Source organism: Zobellia sp. 1_MG-2023, assembly GCF_030549125.1.
Taxonomy (GTDB): domain Bacteria; phylum Bacteroidota; class Bacteroidia; order Flavobacteriales; family Flavobacteriaceae; genus Zobellia; species Zobellia russellii.
The window spans coordinates 612,275-634,234 of the sequence record NZ_JAUOSY010000001.1; the positions used below are offsets into that span (position 1 = coordinate 612,275).

General features: G+C 39.9%; 15 protein-coding genes. 7 read left to right on the top strand and 8 right to left on the bottom strand.

The features are described 5' to 3' along the window. The first annotated feature begins 85 nt into the window (after positions 1-85). From Q4597_RS02470 to Q4597_RS02495, 6 genes are all read left to right on the top strand, one after another. Complete coding sequence (locus Q4597_RS02470) at positions 86-1,453, top strand: aspartate aminotransferase family protein (RefSeq protein WP_303404616.1); 1,368 nt, start codon at positions 86-88, stop codon at positions 1,451-1,453. A gap of 2 nt (positions 1,454-1,455) precedes the next feature. Continuing rightward, a complete protein-coding gene (locus tag Q4597_RS02475; protein ID WP_303404617.1) occupies positions 1,456-3,051 on the top strand; it encodes a fibronectin type III domain-containing protein in 1,596 nt (531 codons plus the stop codon). Continuing rightward, entirely contained in the window at positions 3,048-4,133 is a 1,086-nt protein-coding gene (locus Q4597_RS02480; protein ID WP_303404618.1) for a sulfatase-like hydrolase/transferase, read from the top strand. The genes Q4597_RS02475 and Q4597_RS02480 overlap by 4 nt, the downstream gene beginning before the upstream one ends. A 380-nt stretch (positions 4,134-4,513) precedes the next feature. Then, the gene (locus Q4597_RS02485) at positions 4,514-5,377 is read left to right on the top strand and encodes a UDP-2,3-diacylglucosamine diphosphatase (protein WP_303404619.1); all 864 of its coding nucleotides are present in this window, start codon (positions 4,514-4,516) and stop codon (positions 5,375-5,377) included. Positions 5,378-5,399: 22 nt separating this feature from the next. Beyond that, on the top strand, positions 5,400-6,407 hold the full coding sequence (locus Q4597_RS02490; protein ID WP_303404620.1) for a glycosyltransferase family protein: 1,008 nt from the start codon (positions 5,400-5,402) through the stop codon (positions 6,405-6,407). Positions 6,408-6,413: 6 nt separating this feature from the next. Continuing rightward, positions 6,414-7,829: a GH1 family beta-glucosidase gene (locus Q4597_RS02495; protein ID WP_303404621.1), complete on the top strand. Its 1,416-nt coding sequence runs from the start codon at positions 6,414-6,416 to the stop codon at positions 7,827-7,829. A gap of 228 nt (positions 7,830-8,057) precedes the next feature. Here the strand turns inward: Q4597_RS02495 and Q4597_RS02500 are convergent, their stop codons facing one another. From Q4597_RS02500 to uxaC, 4 genes are read right to left on the bottom strand one after another with little or no spacing between them, the layout of a single operon-like run. Beyond that, positions 8,058-9,353, bottom strand: a complete 1,296-nt coding sequence (locus tag Q4597_RS02500; RefSeq protein WP_215437051.1) for a TRAP transporter large permease — start codon at positions 9,351-9,353, stop codon at positions 8,058-8,060. Positions 9,354-9,358: 5 nt separating this feature from the next. Continuing rightward, the gene (locus tag Q4597_RS02505) at positions 9,359-9,817 is read right to left on the bottom strand and encodes a TRAP transporter small permease (RefSeq protein WP_289037568.1); all 459 of its coding nucleotides are present in this window, start codon (positions 9,815-9,817) and stop codon (positions 9,359-9,361) included. A gap of 1 nt (position 9,818) precedes the next feature. Continuing rightward, positions 9,819-10,799: a TRAP transporter substrate-binding protein gene (locus Q4597_RS02510; RefSeq protein ID WP_303404622.1), complete on the bottom strand. Its 981-nt coding sequence runs from the start codon at positions 10,797-10,799 to the stop codon at positions 9,819-9,821. A gap of 12 nt (positions 10,800-10,811) precedes the next feature. Beyond that, on the bottom strand, positions 10,812-12,209 hold the full coding sequence (uxaC, locus tag Q4597_RS02515; protein WP_215437044.1) for a glucuronate isomerase: 1,398 nt from the start codon (positions 12,207-12,209) through the stop codon (positions 10,812-10,814). 310 nt (positions 12,210-12,519) lie between these two features. Between uxaC and Q4597_RS02520 the strand changes: the two genes are divergently transcribed. Next, positions 12,520-13,230 (top strand): SDR family oxidoreductase, encoded by a 711-nt coding sequence (locus Q4597_RS02520; RefSeq protein ID WP_303404623.1) that lies wholly within the window; start codon positions 12,520-12,522, stop codon positions 13,228-13,230. A gap of 20 nt (positions 13,231-13,250) precedes the next feature. Here the strand turns inward: Q4597_RS02520 and Q4597_RS02525 are convergent, their stop codons facing one another. The 4 genes from Q4597_RS02525 to Q4597_RS02540 form a co-directional block, all read right to left on the bottom strand. Continuing rightward, positions 13,251-16,004, bottom strand: a complete 2,754-nt coding sequence (locus Q4597_RS02525; RefSeq protein WP_303404624.1) for a PD-(D/E)XK nuclease family protein — start codon at positions 16,002-16,004, stop codon at positions 13,251-13,253. Positions 16,005-16,066: 62 nt separating this feature from the next. Then, a complete protein-coding gene (locus Q4597_RS02530) occupies positions 16,067-17,425 on the bottom strand; it encodes an OmpA family protein (RefSeq protein ID WP_215437037.1) in 1,359 nt (452 codons plus the stop codon). Positions 17,426-17,538: 113 nt separating this feature from the next. Then, positions 17,539-18,732 (bottom strand): glycine C-acetyltransferase, encoded by a 1,194-nt coding sequence (kbl, locus tag Q4597_RS02535; protein WP_303404625.1) that lies wholly within the window; start codon positions 18,730-18,732, stop codon positions 17,539-17,541. Between the two features lie 4 nt (positions 18,733-18,736). After that, the gene (locus Q4597_RS02540; protein ID WP_303404626.1) at positions 18,737-21,844 is read right to left on the bottom strand and encodes an exodeoxyribonuclease V subunit beta; all 3,108 of its coding nucleotides are present in this window, start codon (positions 21,842-21,844) and stop codon (positions 18,737-18,739) included. Positions 21,845-21,960 lie beyond the last annotated feature (116 nt).

Here is a 21,960-nt window from a genome sequence, read left to right on the forward strand (position 1 = left end):
TGTTTTATAACGCTGTTTTCGCTGGGCACAAACTGTAGTGCCCAGCAAAATAGTACCAAACCCTAATCTTGGGACCACTGTCTTTATGCATCCGAATAAAAAAATAAAAACCAACAAAAGAACCGAGGGCGATATTAATTATACCCCTGCTAGACAAGCTTGGCTAGACCATGAGGTAGATGAAAGCACAAAAGCCCTCCTTGAAAAAGATGCCCGTTATTTTTTTCATCAGGCCCTATCATCTCCCTGTCTAGACGTACTTATAAACTGCGAGGGGTCCTATATAGAAAACCTGTCCGGTAAAAAATATCTTGATTTTCATGGCAATAACGTACATCAGTTGGGGTTTTCACACCCCAAACTAATACAGCGCCTTACCGAACAACTGCAATCGCTTACCTTTTCTACGCGGCGGTACACCAACGAAGCGGCTATTAATTTTGCAGAGAAATTGGCTTCGCTCTTGCCATCGGATTTAAACCGTACGCTTATGACCCCCAATGGCAGTGCCGCTATTGGCATCGCCCTTAAACTGGCACGGGCGGTAACCGGCAAATTTAAGGTTGTTTCATTTTGGGACTCCTTTCACGGCGCCTCGTTAGATGCCATAAGCGTAGGCGGGGAATCTGTTTTCAGAGAACACATGGGACCCATGATGCCAGGGGTAGAACGTATTCCGCCACCTGTTACCTACCGCGGCATTTACGAAGGCAACGAATCTAAATGTCTGGAGTATTTAGAATATGTATTCGCAAAAGAAGGAGATATTGGCGCCTTCTTGGCAGAGACCGTAAGAAATACGGATGTACAACTTCCCTCAAAAACCTTTTGGAAAGAAGCCCGGAAACTTTGTGATACCTATGGCGTACTCTTAATTTTAGATGAAATTCCTATAGCCATGGGACGCACCGGAAAAATGTTCGCTTTTGAACATTATGATATAGAGCCGGATATCCTTTGTTTAGGAAAAGGGTTGGGAGGTGGTATTTTTCCACAGGCAGCTATCGTTACACGTGATTCCTATAATAACTTCAGTGATATTTCTTTGGGTCACTACACCCATGAAAAGAGTCCGCTTGGAGCTATAGCCGCATTGACTACCCTAGAAATTATTGAAGAGGAACTCCGCCTGGATAAAATCAAAAATCTTGAGCAAATTATGCACCAAGAAATGAATCGCCTAAAACAAAAACATTCAATTATAGGTGATGTTAGAGGCCTAGGGCTTTTATGGGGACTTGAACTTGTAAAAGACCAAAAAACTAAAGAAAAAGCAATTGACGAAGCCGAAAAAGTAATGTACGAATGTTTAAAAAACGGACTTAGCTTTAAGGTCTCCGCTGGCAATGTTCTCCAACTTGCACCGGCACTCACCATTTCTGAGGATACGTTAAAAGAAGCCGTGCAAATTCTAGATAATTCCCTTACTTCGTTAAACCTTGAAACCAACTGAAAATGAAAAACAAACACCTTTTACTCCTGCTTAACCTTATGCTCTTTTCACTAGTGAACGGGCAAAAAGACCAACCTTCTCTATTGGTACATCCATACTTACAGGATGCCACTCCTAATTCCATTAAAGTACTATGGCAAACCTCTAGCGGCGAAGAAAGCATTGTTGAGTGGGGCACGACACAGAAACTGGGCAAAAAGACAAAAGGTATCGCTTACGATATCAACTTTACCCATTCTAGAATTCACGAAGTCCAGATAGAAAACCTGAAAAGGTTTACCACCTATTTTTATCGCGTACGTACAGATAATGTGGTCTCTGATATTTTTCAGTTTAAGACACCTCCTTTTTCGAGCGATAATCAATCGTTTAATATGCTCGCCATGAGCGATATGCAAAAAGACCATCAAAATCCGGATAAATTTTCTGAGATTGTAAATGAAGGTATCATTCCCTACCTCAAAACTGAATACGGTGAAGCGCTTCCGGAGAATTTAGCCTTAGTAATGGTTCCTGGAGACCTAGTAGAAAACGGCACGAAATACGACCAGTGGAAAGATGATTTTTTTGACCCCGCGCAAAATCTGTTTGCGGAGGTTCCCGTCTATCCAGTGCTAGGTAACCACGAAAAGAATTCGGCTTATTATTTCAAATACTTCAGTCTGCCCAAAAACGGAACTCCCGCCTATGCGGAGCATTGGTGGTACAAAGACTATGGAAATACGCGCATCATAGGTCTCAATTCTAACGAGGGTTACCGAGACATACAACAACAATATACTTGGTTGAAAGAGGTCCTGGCAGAAACGGCCAACAATCCGGATATCGACTTTGTGTTCGCACAATTGCACCATCCGCATAAATCGGAATTGTGGATACCCGGAGAGGAAGAGTCTACGGGAAAAGTTGTTAAACTCCTTGAAAATTTCACTACGGAAACCGGCAAACCCAGTCTTCATTTTTTTGGTCATACGCATGGCTATTCCAGGGGGCAATCCAAAGACCATAAACACCTATGGGTCAATGTAGCTTCGGCCGGTGGAGCTATTGATAATTGGGGCGAGTTTGAAGGTCGTGATTATGACGAATTTACCGTAACCCAAGATGAATACGGATTTGTGATGGTAGAGGTAGACGCCACCGAAGGCAATCCTAAATTCACTTTAAAACGAATAAGCAGGGGCAACGAGAACCAGTTTAAATCCAATGAAAAGACAGACGAAATCACCATTTACGCAAAGAGTCACAAACCCGATGCGCCACAAGCCATTTCCCCAAAAGGAGAAAACATCCCCTTTACGGGAACTACATTAAAAGCGGGAAAGTTTAGCAGTTCCTTTAACGGGGCATACCATGCGGCCGCACATTGGCAAATAGCTACGCAACCTGATTTTTCAAAACTAGTCCTAGACCATTGGAAACAATCGGAAAATTGGTACTATCTTGAAAACAGACAGGAAGGAGATGACTTAACGGATGAGCCTTCCAAGAGACTGGAACCAAACACCACGTACTATTGGCGCGTTCGCTACCGCGATCAGCACCTGAATTGGAGCAACTGGTCCAACACTCAAACTTTTAAAACCAACAACCCATGAAAAAGTTGACACTCTGTATTCTTGGACTTCTTTTATTTGTAAAAACCAACGCCCAAGAGAACGATACTAAAGTGGTTCTGATAACTTTGGACGGGTTGCGATGGCAAGAGCTCTTTTCAGGAGCAGACCCGCTTTTGGTTTCCAACCCTACCTATGTTCATGATACCACGGCATTGAAAAATCTATTTTGGAAACCCTCGCCACAGGAAAGAAGAAAGGCCTTAATGCCCTTTGTTTGGAATTCCATATCGGAGATGGGACAAATTCACGGTAACCGAGAATTGGGGAGCAAGGTAGACCTCACCAATAAAATGTGGTTCTCATACCCCGGTTATAATGAAATATTGACGGGTAAAGCAGATGATTCCCGTATAGATAGTAACGATAAAATACCCAACCCCAACACTACCGTTCTTGAAATGGCCAATTCTGATGTGCGGTATAAAAACAAGGTCGCAGCTTTTGGTAGCTGGGATGTCTTTCCTTTTATCGTAAATGAGGAACGCTTGGGCGTACCCGTAAATGGCGGATTTGAAATTGCCAAAGGGAAAGACCTTAGCGAACGAGAAAGATTCCTGAACGAGCTACAACCAAGAGTACCCAGCCCTTGGGGAACGGTTCGTTTGGATGCCTTTACACACCACTATGCTATTGAGCATATGAAGAAAAACCATCCTGAATTAACTTACATTGCCTACGGTGAAACCGACGATTTTGCACACGATGGCGACTATCAGGCCTATTTAAAATCTGCCCATAACACAGATGCCTTACTAAAGGATTTGTACGATTTTACACAGCAAGACCCCTTTTACAAAGACCAGACCCTCTTTATAATTACTACCGATCATGGCCGTGGAACCCAACCTTTGGAAACTTGGAAAAGTCATGGTGAAGACATAAAAGGTGCCGGACAGGTATGGATGATTCTATTTGGAAAAGGTATTGATCCCCAAGGCGAAATTTCAACACCGGAACAACTATATAGCAACCAAATTGCCCCAACTATTTTAAAGGTCTTGAGCTTAAAAAGCGCACCTCATAGCATGCCGAAAAAACCACTATCCTTAGAAAAAAAATGAATCTATAGTTTATATAATGATAGCTTGATATTAAGTTAACTCTACAACAGCCACTTTAAACGAATTTTGCGCTGTGATTATTTGAGTTAATCTAGTTTGAGTTAGTTTAGTAAAACCGGTGCACGTCTCAGCATCGGTTTTTTTTATGCTCAAAAAAGTGCAGCTCCAAATGTAAAGATTAGCTAACAAATTGTTAATCTACAGTTTACGAACGAGTAAACTAAAAGACCAATCTTTATCCAAACTTGTTTTCTCTATATGAAAATAGTTCTTGTATACTTGTCCACTCTTGTGGTAAACCTTCTAATCTCACAACTTAGAAGCTACTTTTCGCCCTTAAAATTCAAGAAAATAAGAAAGCGTAGCTACCCCTCCATACAATGAAAAAAAGACCCGTAGATATTGTTGTCATTTCGGACATACACCTTGGAACTTATGGATGTCAAGCCAAGGAATTGATCAAGTATCTAAAATCCATAAACCCAAAGCAAGTAGTATTGAACGGTGATATTGTTGATATATGGCAGTTTAATAAACGATACTGGCCAAAATCGCACATGAAAGTGGTAAAACTGCTAATGGAATGGATTACCAAAGGCGTAAAAGTGCATTACATTACCGGTAACCATGATGAAATGATGCGTAAATTTTCCGGCTTTAAACTAGGTTCTTTTAGTATAGTAAATAAGTTGGTACTAAACGTTCATGGCAGAAAAGCTTGGATCTTTCATGGGGATGTTTTTGATGTTACCATGCAACATTCCAAATGGTTGGCCAAATTAGGGGCCATTGGTTATGACACCCTTATTGTTATTAACAGTGCGGTAAACTTTTGCTACAAAAAATTGGGAAAGGGGCCTGTTTCCATGTCCAAGAAAATAAAGAACAGTGTAAAATCTGCCGTAAAGTTCATTAACAACTTTGAGCGGACCGCTGCGGATATTGCCATAGAGAATGAATTTGATTATGTAATATGCGGACACATCCATCAACCTGAGATTAAATCCATAGAAACGGAAAACGGCAAGGTGATGTACCTGAATTCCGGTGATTGGATAGAAAACCTTACCGCGCTTGAATATTCCCATGGAGAATGGAAACTCTATAAATATGAAGATGATTTGTACATACAGGCGTACAACTCGGATAGCAATGACCATGTTGACATGCTGGAGAAAAAAGAACTTTTTCAAAGCCTAATGTCCGAGTTTAATGACATGGTAGCCTCAAAAGTAAAAAAATGACCAACCCCAAAAAGAACAGTAGATGAAAGTACTCTATGCGATACAAGGTACTGGAAACGGGCATTTAAGTAGAGCCCGGGATATTATACCATCCCTAAAAAAAAATAACATTGAGCTAGATTTACTGGTAAGTGGTACCCAAGCGGATATTAAACTACCCTATCCCGTTAAATACCAATTGAGCGGATGGAGTTTTATTTTTGGAAAAAAAGGGGGTGTGGATATGTGGCGTACCTATGCCAAAACCAACTCGGCTAGAATAAAAAAAGAAATTAAAAGCGTTCCGGTTGCGGCGTATGATTTGGTCATTAATGATTTTGAACCCATTTCCGCATGGGCGTGTAAAGCAAAAAACCTGCCTTGTATAGCCCTTAGCCATCAAGCGGCGGTCTTATCGCGTCACGCACCAAAACCAAAACAAAAAGACCACTTAGGAAAGCTCATTCTTGAGAAATATGCACCCTCTACTACACAGTACGGCTTTCACTTTAAAGCATATGATGATAGAATCTTTACTCCCATTATTAGGCAGGACATAAGGTCTACCACAAGAACTTTGGGCGAACATTATACCGTGTACCTGCCCTCCTATAGCGATGAAAAATTGCTTAAAATGCTATCGCAAATAAAGGATGTTAAATGGCAAGTGTTCTCTAAGCACAACCAGAAAGAGATATTTTCCAATAATATTACCATTAGCCCAATAACCAATGAAGCTTTTGTAAACAGCATGGCAAATAGCAAAGGAGTCCTTTGCGGCGCCGGTTTTGAAACGCCGGCAGAAGCTTTGCACATGCAAAAAAAATTATTGGTAATTCCTATGAAAGGCCAATATGAACAGCAGTGTAATGCAGCGGCATTAAAGGAAATGGGGGTTCCTGTTGTTAAATCTTTAAAACTGAAGCATCTGGATAAAATTAAATCTTGGATAGATACCAATACCAAGCTAGATGTGCACTACCCAGATAATACAGATGAGATAATTGAATCCGTTTTGGAAGAATCATTATCTACTTACACCGGCAAATAATTTTAAATGGCGAATACGAGTGCGCAATCAGCTTTTGACTTGCAACCTGATGATTTTGGAGAAGATTTTGTTTGGGGCGTATCCACAGCAGCTTACCAAATTGAGGGAGCCCATACGGCAGATGGAAAAGGAAAGTCTATTTGGGACGAATTTGTCACTAAAAAAGGTACCATTTATGAAAATCAACATGCAGAAATAACCTGCGATTTCTACCATAGATATAAAGATGATATCCTTTTAATGAAATCCATGAATATTGAACACTACAGGTTTTCAATATCATGGACAAGAATTCTTCCGGACGGTACCGGTGAAGTAAACCAAAAAGGAATAGCATTCTATAATGATGTAATAAGTTTTTGCCTTAAATGCGGCATTACGCCTTGGGTAACTCTATACCATTGGGATCTGCCTCAAAATTTAGAACAATTGGGAGGTTGGGCAAATAGAAAAATCTTGGACTGGTTTGAACATTATGTGACTATTTGTGCCAACGCGTTTGGTGATCGGGTAAAAAATTGGATGGTTCTAAACGAGCCAATGGTATTTACCGGAGCAGGTTACTTTTTAGGGATACATGCTCCTGGTAAAAAGGGACTCAAAAACTTTCTGCCTGCCATTCACCATGCTGTACTATGCCAAGCTCTGGGCGGGCGGTTACTTCGTAAGATGGTACCCAACGCCTTCATAGGAACCACTTTTTCCTGCTCACAGATTTCTCCTCGGTCCCATAGTAGAAAGGACGTAAAAGCAGCGGACAAGGCCGATGCTCTTCTGAACCGCCTTTTTATCGAGCCCAGTTTGGGCTTGGGTTATCCGGATGAAAGTATTCCCGTTCTCAGGAAAATAAAAAAATACCAAAGACCGGAAGACGCTCAAAACAGTATTTTTGAGTTTGATTTTATCGGTATTCAAAATTATACCAGAGAAGTTGTTAGGCACAGTTATACCGTACCTTATTTAAGGGCGAAAATTGTAAAGGCACCGGAAAGAAATGTTCAGACCACATTAATGGATTGGGAAGTTTATCCCCCAAGTATTTATGAGATGCTGAAAAAATTCAACGGTTATAAAGGAGTTAAAAAGATATTTATTACCGAAAATGGGGCCGCTTTTGAAGACTCTTTAGAAGGTGAACATATAAATGATAAAGAACGAACTTCATATTTACAAAACTACCTGAAACAGGTTCATAGGGCACAGACCGAAGGACTAAAAATATCCGGGTATTTTGTATGGACCTTTACCGATAACTTTGAATGGGCAGAGGGCTATTATCCCAGGTTTGGTTTGGTGCATATTGATTTTACAACTCTAAAACGCACCATTAAAGCTTCAGGCATGTGGTACAGTAATTTTTTGAAGGACAAGAAAAAATCAGTACCGTCCGAAGCCAAAAAAACCGATGTCCCCATCGGTTAAATTCTATTCAAGCTAATTCAAATAAGAACGTATGCCGGATATCGCGGGGCAAAGATGCCCTTTAATCACTTATCTGTCATGACCTTAACTTTAGGGGTTTATTACCGTTGTGTTAAGCCGTTATAATTCTGTTGATCTTGAATAAATCCCATAAAAAAACTAACAATTGCCAAGCTGATTTTCTAAAAACCCTCTTCGCAATTGCCAGTTTTGGAACCTTTCTAGTTTCTATAAATCAAACAAACTTGGCAACCATAAACTAAGTTGCGGAATGTAAGTCACAAGAAACAGTGCAATTATCATGGCTATAAAAAGTGGAAACAGCGGTTTTATCACTTTTTCTATAGTGGTGTTGGCAATACCTACCCCAACAAAGAGAACCGAGCCCACTGGCGGTGTACAAAGCCCTATACAAAGGTTAAGTACCATAATGATTCCAAAATGTACCGGGTCTAGGCCTAATTTGGTTACTACCGGCAAAAATATAGGTGTAAAAATCAGTACGGCAGGCGTCATATCCATAAAAATACCTACAAACAATAATAGTAGGTTTATGATAAGTAGTATAACAATTTTGTTATCGCTAATCCCCAAAAGCCCAGAGCTGATTTCTTGTGGAATATTCTCGTAAGATAAAGCCCAAGACATACTCATGGAAGCACCAATCAGTAACATAACAATAGCCGTTGTTGAAGCGGAGTCCAAAAGAATTTTAGGGAGCCTGTCAAATGATATTTCCTTGTAGAAAAAGCCCAACAGCAAACTATATAGTACGGCTATGGCCGAAGCTTCCGTTGCAGTAAAAACACCAATTACAATACCACCTATGACCACTACAAGCATGAACAAACTTGGCAAAGCATCAACAAGGGTTCTAAAAATCTCTTTAAAAGAACTACGTTTTCCTACTTTATAGCCTTTTTTCTTTGCCCAAAATGAAGCCACTATCATAAGAAAGAGTCCCGTTAAAATACCGGGAATATACCCAGCTAAGAACAATGCGGCAATAGAGGCCCCACCACTTGCCAAAGAATAGACAATAAGTACATTACTTGGTGGAATAACGAGACCTGTAGTAGCCGCAGTTATATTTACGGCCGCACCAAACTCCCTAGAGTATCCTTCTCGCTCCATTTCAGGCCCCAAAATACTTCCCATAGCAGAGGCTGCCGCCATAGATGAACCAGCAATGGCGCCCATAAGCATGGCAGAAACAATATTGATCAATGCCAGCCCACCGGGCAAAGCGCCTACCAAGGTTTTTGCAAAAGCAATTAACCTATGTGCAATACCCCCTTTATTCATAAGTTCTCCCGAAAGTATAAACAATGGTATGGCCAATAGTGCAAAACTATCCAGACCGGTACCTATACGCTGAGAAACCGTAGTAAAGGCCGGTAACACGGGAATGCTAACCAACATGGTAAGAACGGAAGATATGGCAATACTCCATGCAACAGGGGTTCCTATGGCCAACAAAACCACAAAACTTAGCACCAAAACTAAAATTGGTAAATACTCCATAATACTTAGTCTTTAAGAAGGTCAGATATTTTATAATAGATGATAAGCACACCGCTTATAGGGATAACAAGGTAAACCAAGGACAGTGGTACTTGCAGTGCCGGTGAATGCTGATCTAACACATGTGTGATATAAACCAAACGGGAACCACCAATAACCAAAGCCCCAAGACTAAATAAGATGACCAGCCAATGCACCACTAACTGTAATTTCTTTTGGGTTGCCAAGCTAAAACGTTTTGGTAATACGTCTATGGCTACATGAAGGTTCTTGCCCGATACGTATGCCGCACCCAAAATACCGATCCAAATCATTAAATATCTGGCAAGCTCATCCGTAAACGAACTAGGTGAACCCAACAAAAACCTGCTGAACACCTGCCATAATACATTTAAGACCATAACTCCCATTATCGTAACGAGAAAATAGGCCAAGGCTTTGTCTATGCTTTTCCTTAATTCCATATTATTTGGTTGCTTGTATTTCTTGAATCAATTTATAAATGACCTCGTCATCTTTGTATTTGTTGAACGAGTCTTTTATTTTTTCCGAAAAGAGTGTTTTGTCCGGTCTTATGATTTCCACACCTGCTTTTTCAACTTCGGCCAGTGCTTCATCTTCGGATTCTGCCCATAATTTACGCTGGTAACCAATAGAGCCATCAACCGCTTTCTTTAGCCAACCTTGCTCTTCTTCTGATAGGCTATCCCACAAATGTGTGCCTGCCAAGAGTACATCCGGCAATACGGTATGTTCGTCCAAGGTGTAAAATTTGCAAACTTCATAATGTCTGGACAAGTAGAAGCTAGGCGGGTTGTTCTCTGCCCCATCTACAACTCCCTGTTGTAATGCCGTGTACAGTTCTCCCCAAGAAATAGGAGTTGGTGAACCTCCAAGGTCCTTAACCATATCCATGGCCGTGACACTCTCCATTACCCTAATCTTTAATCCCTCTAGGTCATCCGGATTGTTAACAGGTCTGTCTTTAGTGTAAAAACTACGGCTTCCCGCATCATAATACCCTAGCCCTTTAAGCCAATATTTTTCGCCATCGTTCAACAATTCCTGACCAATGGGCCCATCAAGTACATCAAAGGAATGTTGTCTATCCCGGAAAAGGAAGGGCAGACCTAGCACTTTCATTTTAGGAGCAAAGTTTTCCAAAGTTCCAACAGACACCTTGGTCATATCCAGACTTCCTATTTGCAACAGTTCCAAACATTGACGTTCGGTACCCAATTGTTGATTGGGATAGATTTCCAACAACATCTTGCCTCCAGAAATTTCTTTTAGGTCTTCGCCCATTTTAACCATGGCCTTATGTACGGAGTGGTTTACATCCAAGCCATGTGCCAAGCGAATGGTACGGTTGCCACCAAGGTCCCCACAACCACTGACTATGAGTATTCCAAGACAGAAAAAAACAAATTTTAGATTTAATTTCATAGGACAACCAAATTAGAGATCAAAGTACTCTTTAGCGTTATTGTAGCAGATATTTTGCACCATTTTACCTATCCATTCCATATCGTTAGGCAATTCTCCTTTTGCCATTTCGTTACCGAAAAGATTGCAAAGTATACGACGGAAATACTCATGTCTAGGAAAAGAAAGGAAACTTCTTGAATCTGTTAGCATACCTACAAAACAGCTTATGAGCCCCATGTTGGAAAGGGTATTGATCTGATCGATCATACCGTCTTTTTGGTCTAAAAACCACCATCCGGAACCCCATTGGACTTTTCCTTTTACACTACCATCATTAAAATTACCTGCCATAGTTGCCATTAAGGCATTATCGCGCGGATTGAGATTATACAATATGGTTTTGGTAAGTTTATCTTTACTGTCTAGCGTATCAAGAAATTTAGATAAGCTTTCGGCCTGTGTATAGTCGCCAATGGAATCCCAACCCGTATCCGGGCCAAGTTCAGATAACATTCTTGTATTGTTATTACGCAATGCTCCCAAATGAAACTGTTGTACCCAACCAAATTCATGATAGGTTTCCGATAGGTATAATAGGATGGCACTCTGAAATTTTACGGCCTCTTTAGGGCTTATTTCTGCACCTTCCCTTCTTTTCTTGAATATTGTTTTTACTTCGGCCTCCGTAAAGTCCTCTGCATATAGGTGAGATAATCCGTGGTCGCACACGAAACAGCCGTTAGAATTAAAAAATTCGATACGTTTCCGCAATGCATCGCATAACTCATCATACGAAGTAATATCACACTCGGAAGCCTTCTCTAAACTATCTATGTATTCGTTATAGGTTTCGCTTCCAATTAAAATAGCTTTATCAGGTCTAAATGCGGTACTTACCTTAGTAGTAAAGTCGCTTTTTGCCAATTGTTGGTGATACTCCAAAGTATCAGTAGGATCCTCTGTAGTACAGAGTGTAGTTACATTCATCTTACTGATCAGTCCCCTAGAAGTAAATTCTGAAGATTGTAGCATTTCTGTGGTAGCATCATAAACTGCAGAAGCATTTTTTCCGCTCAATGTATCCGTAATACCAAAATATCTTGAAAGTTCAAGATGTGTCCAATGGTATAAAGGGTTTCTCATAGTATGCGGAACAGCTTCGGCCCATTTCATGAACTTTTCCTTATCGGAAGCATTTCCGGTAATGTATTTTTCATTTATACCAAGAGTCCTCATCGCCCTCCATTTATAATGGTCGCCGTTGATCCAGGCACTGGTTATATTCCCAAAAACCCGGTTTTCCGCTAAATCTTTCGGCGGGAGGTGGTTATGGTAATCTATGATAGGCATTTGAGCCGCATACTCATGATAGAGTGACTGTGCCTGCTTACTTTCCAGTAAGAAATTATCATCTAAAAATTTGCTCACTTTATATCGTTTTTTCTGGCTTATACTAATTCCTATAGACAAGAACCTATTTTCCGTTGTTGGTAAAACAACCTTAAACCCCTAAAATAGGTTTCTATTCTGGCATAGACAAGAAAAATTATAGAATCAGCACTCAAGCGCTAAAGTCAATGCAAATATTAACAATTTAGCTTGTTAAAATTGCATAAATAGTATCATCTGAATGATTTTACCCCCGTTTTAGAACGGATAACTTCTTATTTAAGAAAAGAATAACGCTCCCAACTTTTTTTGGTCTTTTGAGAGAATTATTTTTATAAAAAAATAACAAATGGACCTAAAGAATAAAGTAGTTTATATAACAGGAGGCTCAAAAGGTATAGGTTACGGTGTTGCCGTAAAACTATTAGAGGCGGGAGCTAAAGTAGCCATAAGCGGGCGAACATTAAGCACTGTACAAGAAGCCGCAAAACAGCTTAGTGCCCAAGACCGGGTGCTGGCTTTGGCCTCAGATGTTTCTAAAATAAGTGACGAGAAAGCGGCCGTTAAAAAGATATTGGACCAATGGGGGCAGTTAGACGTAGTTTTGGCCAATGCGGGAGTAGGATATTTTGCGCCTGTAGACGAACTTGAGGACGATGCTTGGCACAAGATGATAGACACTAACCTAAGTGGTGTTTTTCATACGCTAAAAGCTTCGGTTGAGGCTTTAAAGAAATCAAAAGGGTATTATATAACCTTGGCCAGTTTAGCGGGCACCAATTTCTTTGCATCGGGTACGGGTTATAATGCCACTAAGTTTGGTGTAGTTGGATTTACCCAAGCGGCCATGTTGGATTTACGAAAGTATGATATAAAAGTATCTACCATTATGCCCGGTTCTGTGGCCACGGAATTTGCCGGTAACGAACCCGACGAAAAAGATGCCTGGAAAATACAGCCCGAAGATATTGGAGAACTTGTTCTGGATTTATTAAAAATGAACCCTCGTACTTTACCAAGCAAAATTGAGGTAAGACCTACTAGGCCGGACAAAAAATAAGATTTCCATGAGTTAGGAGGTTATACTTCCTTCTCCGTAAAGGGGACTTGAATGTTACAAATTTCAGTGATTAGGGCGGTTAGCTCTGTATAAAATAGGGAAAGGGTTTCTTTCCCTATTTTTGTTTCTTTTTTTGCGCCGTTGCCCGCTTTATCCTTTGTGGCAAACTTTAACACACCGGAACTTAGTTTTTTAAACGATATGATTCCTGCTTCCATAAGCACCTTAGGGTGTTCCGAAGCGTACATTGTAGCGTAACAAAGCAGTTGAAAAGCTTTACTGAATTTATAGTCTGAAGTTATGGATACACCGTCTACAATTTCCAATTGACCTCGATCAACACTTCCCGTTTTATAATCAATGATTCTTAGGACCCCATCTACTTCATCTATTCTATCTAACTTCCCTTTTAAATTTACCGGAAAACTCACTTCCGGAATATCCAATGAAATTTTTAGATTGGCCTCCAACCCTACTATTTTTATTTGATGCTTTTTGACATCCGCAATTTCTAGGTTGATGAAATTTTCTATGTATCGTAATACCACATTAAAGGCAATCAGGTTTTTTCCTCTTGAAATATCGCCGTCCAAATAGGTCTTGGCAAAATGCTTTTTAACCAATTCCGCAACTCTGGTTTTTGCTTGGACCAATATTTCCTCGCTTAGTATTTTTCCAATAAAAGGGGTATAAAGCTCTTCTAGGGTATCATGTACTATAGTCCCAAAGGTATTGGCAGCGATAGTTTCCTCAACCTCAAGTACATCATCTATTCCTAATAAATTTCTTTTATAAAAATCGATAGGGTTACGAACATAGTTACTTAAAGATGTTGGTGAAAACCCTTTTAGCGCATGGGCCTTGATAAGTTCAATTAAACTATTGTCCTTTTCAATAGATTCTAATGTGTGGTGTTTAGGTGAAATGGAGGGCGATGCTACACTTTCATTAATCGTAGCGCTTCTGTTCTCATCCGTTAGCAGCTGGTTTATAAGCCTACTACGCTCACCACCTTCCAAAACATCCGGCTCTGTATTATAAAGTATGTAGATATTTTTTGCGCGTTGCAATAGCCTATAAAAGTGATAAGTATAAACCGCATCTTTCTCCTTAAATGTAGGCAACCCCAACTGCACTTTTAAATCGAACGGAATAAAAGAATTATTAGATTTTCCGGAAGGAAGAATACCTTCATTAACCGATGTAATAATTACTGTCTCAAAATCTAGATTGCGGCTTTCCAACATCCCCATAACCTGAAGCCCCTCCAACGGTTCACCTTGAAAATCCAAGGTCTCGGAAGACAATAATTCGCGATAGAGGCCCAACAAAGATTTTAGGTCTGTAATAAAATCATACTTCCCTACCAGCTCTGATAATTGGTTAAACAAATTAAAGTATCTATATAAATATTCTAAGGATAACGCATCTTTAGAATCATGTAATTTGTCCTTAAGCCCAGCTATTATCTGTAAGCAATGTTCTAGAATTTCCTTTGGTGTAGGGGTATGTTCATGAAAAAGTAACTTGGAGGCAACGGCAACACTACCCTCTGCCTGTTTAATATGCTCCGTAGTAACATAGACCCAATTCTTATTTTTTATGACCTCCTCAAGAGATTGTTCATTTCCCCGATTATCGCCTCCTAAAAGTACGTGTACGTACGGGTGCGCCAAAAACGCTAGTATATTCTGATAGAACCATCCTTGATCATTTCTGTTTATATATAGATTCAAAAATTGATCGAACAAACTGGCCAAAGGAATCTTGTTCAAAGGATACCCCATGGTAACGTTCACATTCTCGATACACTCGGGTATGGAGTTCAGAATGGGGTTCAACAATGATTCATCTCCCAATACTACTGCGGTTCGTTTTAAATCTACAGCCTTTTCCGCATGAATACGCTCAAGTAAATACGCGGTATATTTGGCCTGTGAAACGTTTCTTGGTACACCTACTACATTAATCTGCTTATCCCCTAAATAGTGGGAACTAACTCCTTTAAGGGCATTTTCTTTAAGGTAAGGCCAAGTTTTTAGATGTTGTCTTAGAAAGAATCCCGCATCATGAACAGGGTCATTTAGAAAGTACGAATCAATATCCCAATATATATCGGATGGGGCGTGATCAAGAATATGTTGAATAATTTTGGTCTCCGCAGTGTTCAACGCATTGAACCCGATGAAAACGAAAAATTTCTCTTGATTATCCTTTAAATATCCATCCAGTTCAGAATGGGCCTTACGGTATACCAAACCTTGATGCCCTAAACCTATGCTGAGTAATGCATTGTTGAAGCTGTCGTACAAAGATTCTAGATTATTCCAAAAACGGAGGTAATCCTCCATCATTTTGGTTTTCTCCTTTTGAAGCGACCAATGGGTTACTTCTTGGATAGCCGCTAGATTGGAAAATAGCTTTTTGGCATCAACCAAATACCTGTCTATCTCATTAAAATCCTGTAAAAGAGTTTGTGCCCAATTAGAAAAACTATAGAAACTATCCTTCTCTTGTGAAGTTTCCTTTAGGTACGTATTGTATAAAATGAACAGCTGTTGCGTGTTACTGGCATAGGAAAGACCCGAAATCTTTTCGATAAAAGTTTCAATACTATAAATCTCAGGTGCAAAAAAAGTGCTGTTAGCAGATTTTGCTATGGCATTTTTAAGGAAAGTACCTGCACGCTTGCTTGGAAGCACAAAAACAATATGCTCGTGCGAACTGTGTTTTTCCCAAACCTCTTTGACTACTTCTTCTAGAAAACTCTGCATAGTCAAAAATAAAAAAAGCCCTGACAAATGTCAGGGCTTTTAAACTTATTTAGTGAGGAGAATTACTTTACTAAGTTAATCTCAACTCTTCTGTTTTCTTTTCTACCACTTCTTGTGTTGTTAGAAGCGATTGGCTTGTCTTCACCGTAACCGATAGCAGACAATCTGAACTCTTCAATACCTTTATCTACTAAGAACTCTTTTACAGAAAGTGCTCTTGACTCAGAAAGGCTTTGGTTCAATTTCTGGCTACCAACGCTATCTGTGTGACCTTCTACTGTAAATTTAGCAGTTGGGTACTCTTTTAAGATAGTGATGATGTCAACCATTACAGAAGTAGACTCAGCTTTGATAGAAGACTTACCTGTATCGAACAAGATAGTTCTAGCGTAGTCATTCAATTGCTTCTGTACTTCTTCAGTAACTTCAGGACAACCAGCGTTAGCTACAGTACCTGCAACATCTGGACATTTATCATCTTTGTCCAATACACCGTCACCATCAGTATCAGGCCATGGGCAACCTTTGTTCTCAGCAGGACCTGCTTCGTTAGGACACTCATCGTCACCATCGGCAACACCGTCACCGTCAGCATCAGGACAACCAGCTAAGTTAGCCAATCCAGCTTCGTTAGGACATTTATCATCTTTATCAGCAACACCGTCACCGTCAGCATCAGGACAACCGTTCATTTCTTTTGAACCAGCTTCGTTAGGACAAGCATCTTTGCTGTCTTCGATTCCGTCACCGTCTGCATCAGGACAACCATTGAAAGCTTCTAGACCAGCAACTTCTGGACAAGCATCATCTTTGTCATATACACCGTCACCGTCAGTATCAGTACCACCAAACTTAACAGAGATACCTGCTAAATGTTGCCAGTGCTTACGACCGTAATCTTCAAAAGCGTGCTTGTAAGTAGTCTGTACAGTAAGACCGATGTTTTCAGTAAACCAGAAGTTTACACCAACACCACCGTTAACAGTACCAGCACCAATTTCATCAACCCAAGTGTAACCACCACCTATTTCTACGAACGGGTCAACCACTTTTTGATCAAGGAAGTTATATTTGATAGTACCATCTAAAGCGTAGTGCGAAAGATCGTCAACTCCTATATCTCCTAATTTACTGATTTTGTTCAAAGATCCTCTAACGCCTACAGAAAGACCGTCACCTACAGATCTAGACACACCAACATAAGAAATAGAAGGAAGAATATTCCAGTGATCAGAAGCGTTGAAAAGCTCATTACCGAAAGAACTAGTCTGAGTCGGGAAATTGTCATCGCTTGTCGGATACACATCTATGGCATTTACTCCGAACTGTACTTGCCATGGATTATTCTCGTCTTGCGCTTGTATGTTATTGATGCCTACAATAAGGACAGCAACAACCAATAATTTGCTAAGATGTTTCATGTTAAAATTTTTAAGTTTAAGTGTTTATTAGCTGCAAATGTAAGTTGTTAAATATTATTAACAAAATCAATTTCTTATTTTTTTTAACGCATTTAATACCGTAAATAATGCATTTAAACGATTTTTAAGTCCTTCCCAACCTCTATAAAAGCCCCTATTGCGCGGTCTAAATGCCTGATTTCATGGGCAGCAGATAATTGAACACGTATTCTTGCCTTACCTTTAGGAACTACAGGGTAGAAAAACCCTATGACATAAATTCCTTTTTCCAACAAACGGCTCGCCATTTCCTGCGCTAATTTAGCGTCATACAACATTACGGGTACAATGGCAGATTCTCCGTCTATTATATCAAATCCAGCATCTGTCATTTCCTTTTTAAAGTAGGCGGCGTTTGCCTGTACCTTATCACGCAAAGAAGTATCGTTTTCCAAAAGTTCAAACACCTTAATAGATGCCCCAACTATGGCTGGCGCCAAGGAATTGGAGAATAGATACGGTCTTGAGCGTTGCCGCAAAATCTCAATAATTTCTTTTTTACCCGAGGTATACCCACCCATGGCGCCTCCAAGAGCTTTGCCCAAAGTACCTGTAATGATATCTATCCGGCCCATTACATCCTTTTCCTCTAACGTACCTTTTCCCGTAGGACCTATAAACCCAGTGGCATGACACTCATCTATCATGACCATGGCATCATACTTTTCGGCCAAATCACAAATCTTATCCAAAGGTGCAACAAGCCCATCCATAGAGAAGACACCATCCGTAACAATGATTTTAAAACGGGCATCATCTGCATTGGCCTGTTTTAGTTGTTTTTCCAAATCCTGCATATCACTATTCATATAGCGGTAGCGCTTCGCCTTACATAATCTAACCCCGTCAATAATAGAAGCATGATTAAGCGAATCAGATATTATGGCATCTTCGGCAGTTAACAAAGGTTCAAAAACTCCACCATTGGCATCAAAGGCAGCAGCATATAATATGGTATCTTCCGTACCGTAGAAATCGGCTATTTTCTTTTCAAGCTCTTTATGGATGTCTTGGGTACCACAAATAAAACGTACGGATGACATCCCAAATCCGTGACTGTCCAAAGTATCCTTTGCCGCTTGTATTACTTCCGGGTGAGATGATAGCCCCAAATAATTATTGGCACAGAAGTTAATGACTTCTTCTCCTGTTGAAATTTTAATTTCCGCCCCTTGCGGCGATGTAATTATCCTTTCGCTTTTATAAAGGCCTTCTTCCTTTATACTTGCAAGTTCTTTTTCTAAATGTTCCTTTATTTTTCCGTACATATAGTTATATGAATTCTGGTGTTACTTCTTCGTTAATGTAAACAATGATTTTATTCTCTACAACATAGCCCATATCCGTTAGGGCATCAGCATAGGAATAGAGCTGTTCTTTGTATTTGGGATTTGTCTTTCCCGTTTTATAATCTATAAGTGTTGCTTTCTTATCTTTTAACACTACTCTATCCGGACGCAAAATCTGACCTTTGGCGGTTATAATATCCTTTTCATTTTTAAAAGTGTAGCCATCCTTATAATAAGAGTTAAGTTTAGGGTGCTTAACCACATGTTGCAGTTTGTTTCTAACCTTATCTAATTCCTGCCCTTCTATTTCCCCTTGTTGTACCGCTTTCTGCAGTGCAGGTTCAATATCGTCTTCCGTATTTATAAAACCTAATATATAATGTATAAGGTTTCCTTTTGAAAGGGCCGCCTCCCTTTCCGTATCCCACAGGAGTCCCGAACGGGTCAATATTTTAAAACTAGACCGGTCCTTATGCGTATAACTATAATCTATTTTCTGTTGCTCCTTTGTTTGGTGAACAATAGGGGCATCCTCCAACACTCCAAAATTATATACCAGTTCATCATCAGACCATAACCCCTTACCTTTTAGATATTCAATGAACAGACCGGAATAATAATCGGTTTTATGCTGTCCTTTTGAAAGGTCTTTTTCCGTTATTACATAAAGTGCTTTCTCTGCCCGTGTTAATGCCACATATAATAGGTTAAGGGCATCCAATTCCATTTTATGTTCTTCTTCTGAATAAATCTGCGCAGCCTCCGCCCCATAATTCTCAACTTCTTTTTTTTCAGTGACCAGAATTTCTTCAAACCCATCAAAAGCATCGGCATTAAGCGGAAGCCATATTTTTTTATCCATCCGTTTGTAAATATGCTCATTGGCAAACGGAAAAATAACAATAGGGAATTCCAGTCCTTTGGATTTATGCACGGTCATTATACGCACGGCATCAATATTGTCGGGTGCCGAAATACTAAGCTTGCCCTTCTTCTTTTCCCAGAGATTCAAAAAGGCCTGAATTCCTGTACCTTCCTTCTGTTCGGTATCAAGAACAAAATCCATAAAAAACGTAATATAAGCATCAGAACCCTCCACCAAGTGGCATTGGCGAATTACCCTCTCCAAGCCATCATAGACCGACAGTTGTTTGAGCTCATTAACATCAAGATTGTATTCGTTTAAAAAAAGTTGGTCTACCCTTTTAAGATTTTCATATATATATTGATGTCTGTTATTTTTACTTTCGGATAGAAAAGCCAACAGGTCATAAGCTATTTGCAAATTTCCCGGATTACCTATATAGGCGATAAGATTGGCCAAAAAACGTACTTTATCACTACTGCTCAACAAAAGACTCTCCGAAGATATAGTAGGGATATTCTGCTGTGTGAGGAAATCTGCCAACATTACACCTTGCCGATTCCCTCGCACCAAAATACAGATGTCTTCGTAGCCGTATTTTTTATCGATCACCTCCGCTATAGTGTTCAGAACCTCCTTGCAATACTGCTCGTCCTTGCTCTTGTCATCTACCTTTTCAATAAAAGCAAGCTGTACGGTGCCGCCTTTTTTGGAGTTATAGCCTTGTTGATTACCATCTACGAACATGGTATTGTACATAGCATCGTTCAAAAACGGACTGGTAGCCGTAAAAAAGTCGTTATTGAACTTAATGACCTCATCATAGCTACGCCAGTTGGTTGGCAGGGATTCTGTTTGCGCGGGAATTGCAAACGGACTCACCGTCTTGTTCACCAAATCCAAGAACTGCTCTGCCCTACCGCCACGCCAACGATATATTGCCTGTTTGGCATCGCCCACCAAGAATAAAGACCCTTTATTACCCTGAAGGTCCTCTCCCTCTAAGGCATGACCAATAAGAGGTATAAGATTGTTCCATTGTAATGTAGAGGTATCCTGAAATTCATCTACAAAATAGTGTTGGTACTTTTCACCCAAACGCTCATAAATAAAGGGCGCAGGTTGATTTTTTATTTCTTTGGATATAATGGTGTTGAATTCCGCTATTGAAAGTTGGTCCCGCTCGTTCTGTAAGCTTTTGACCTCTCTCTGTATAGCGTTCAAAACTGTTAGAGGAACTAGATTTGAATATGCATTTTTCAAAAACGCTAGTTCGTAAAAAGTGTGCTTTATCTTATTAAAAATCTCGGAAAATTGGGGGTGTAGCTCATCTAGGGTAGCCTTGGTAGCGTCAGCGGTAGATTTGTTATAAAGTACCGTATCATCAAAATTTTGCTTCCATCCGGCGTTAAAATCGATTGCCAAATCTCCCGTTGAAATTTTTTCCATGAATTTTGGAAAGTACCCTCTTGTAAAATCAGAAAACTCAAGTCCGTTTTGTTCTATCAATTGCAAGGCCAAGGCTGCAAAACCAACAAGACTTTCTTGGGTAGCCTTAATCCTGGTCCTCAAGGTTGTTTTCAAGCTAACAAAATCCTCTATGTTCTTGTCCCTCAAGTTTTGGAGATGCTCGGCATGGTTCTCCCTAAAAAGAAGCTTACCAATATTACCTAGGTCATACGCTATATCCCAACTTTTATCATCATCTATTTTTTCTAGGGCAAATTCCAGCAAAACCTGAGTTAGCTGTTTATCCGTTCCCGCCTTATGAACCAATTTTGCTACGGCCTCGTCCAATAATAGGTCCGTATCTAATACAACCTCAAAATTCTGTGGTAGTTTTAAATCCTTGGCAAAGGTTCGTATTAACCTATGGGTAAACTTATCAATGGTAGAAATATCAAAAAAAGCATAGTTGTGCAGGATTTCCTTTAAGGTGCGTTGGGCTCGTTTTCTAAGTGTATCTGCATCTATGCCCAACTCGCGCATTAAATCAATAAAAAGAGGAGGCGCCCCAACCTCATCAGTTACCTGCCCAAATTTGAACAAACTCTCCAAAATACGCTGCTTCATTTCATTTACCGCCTTATTGGTAAATGTGATAGCTAGAATTTTACCAAAACGATTGCCAGAGGAAAGAACAATTTTAAGGTATTCTTTGGTTAACGTATGTGTCTTTCCAGAGCCTGCCGAGGCATTATATATTTTGAAAGTGCTGTGTTGCAAGTGCTTTTTTATGCAAATTACTAATTCTAAAAAGGTTCTTAACAAATTATTTAGTGAATTTCTATGTTAAAAACTGTAAATTTGATTTCACTAAATTTTAATCTAAAAACACATAT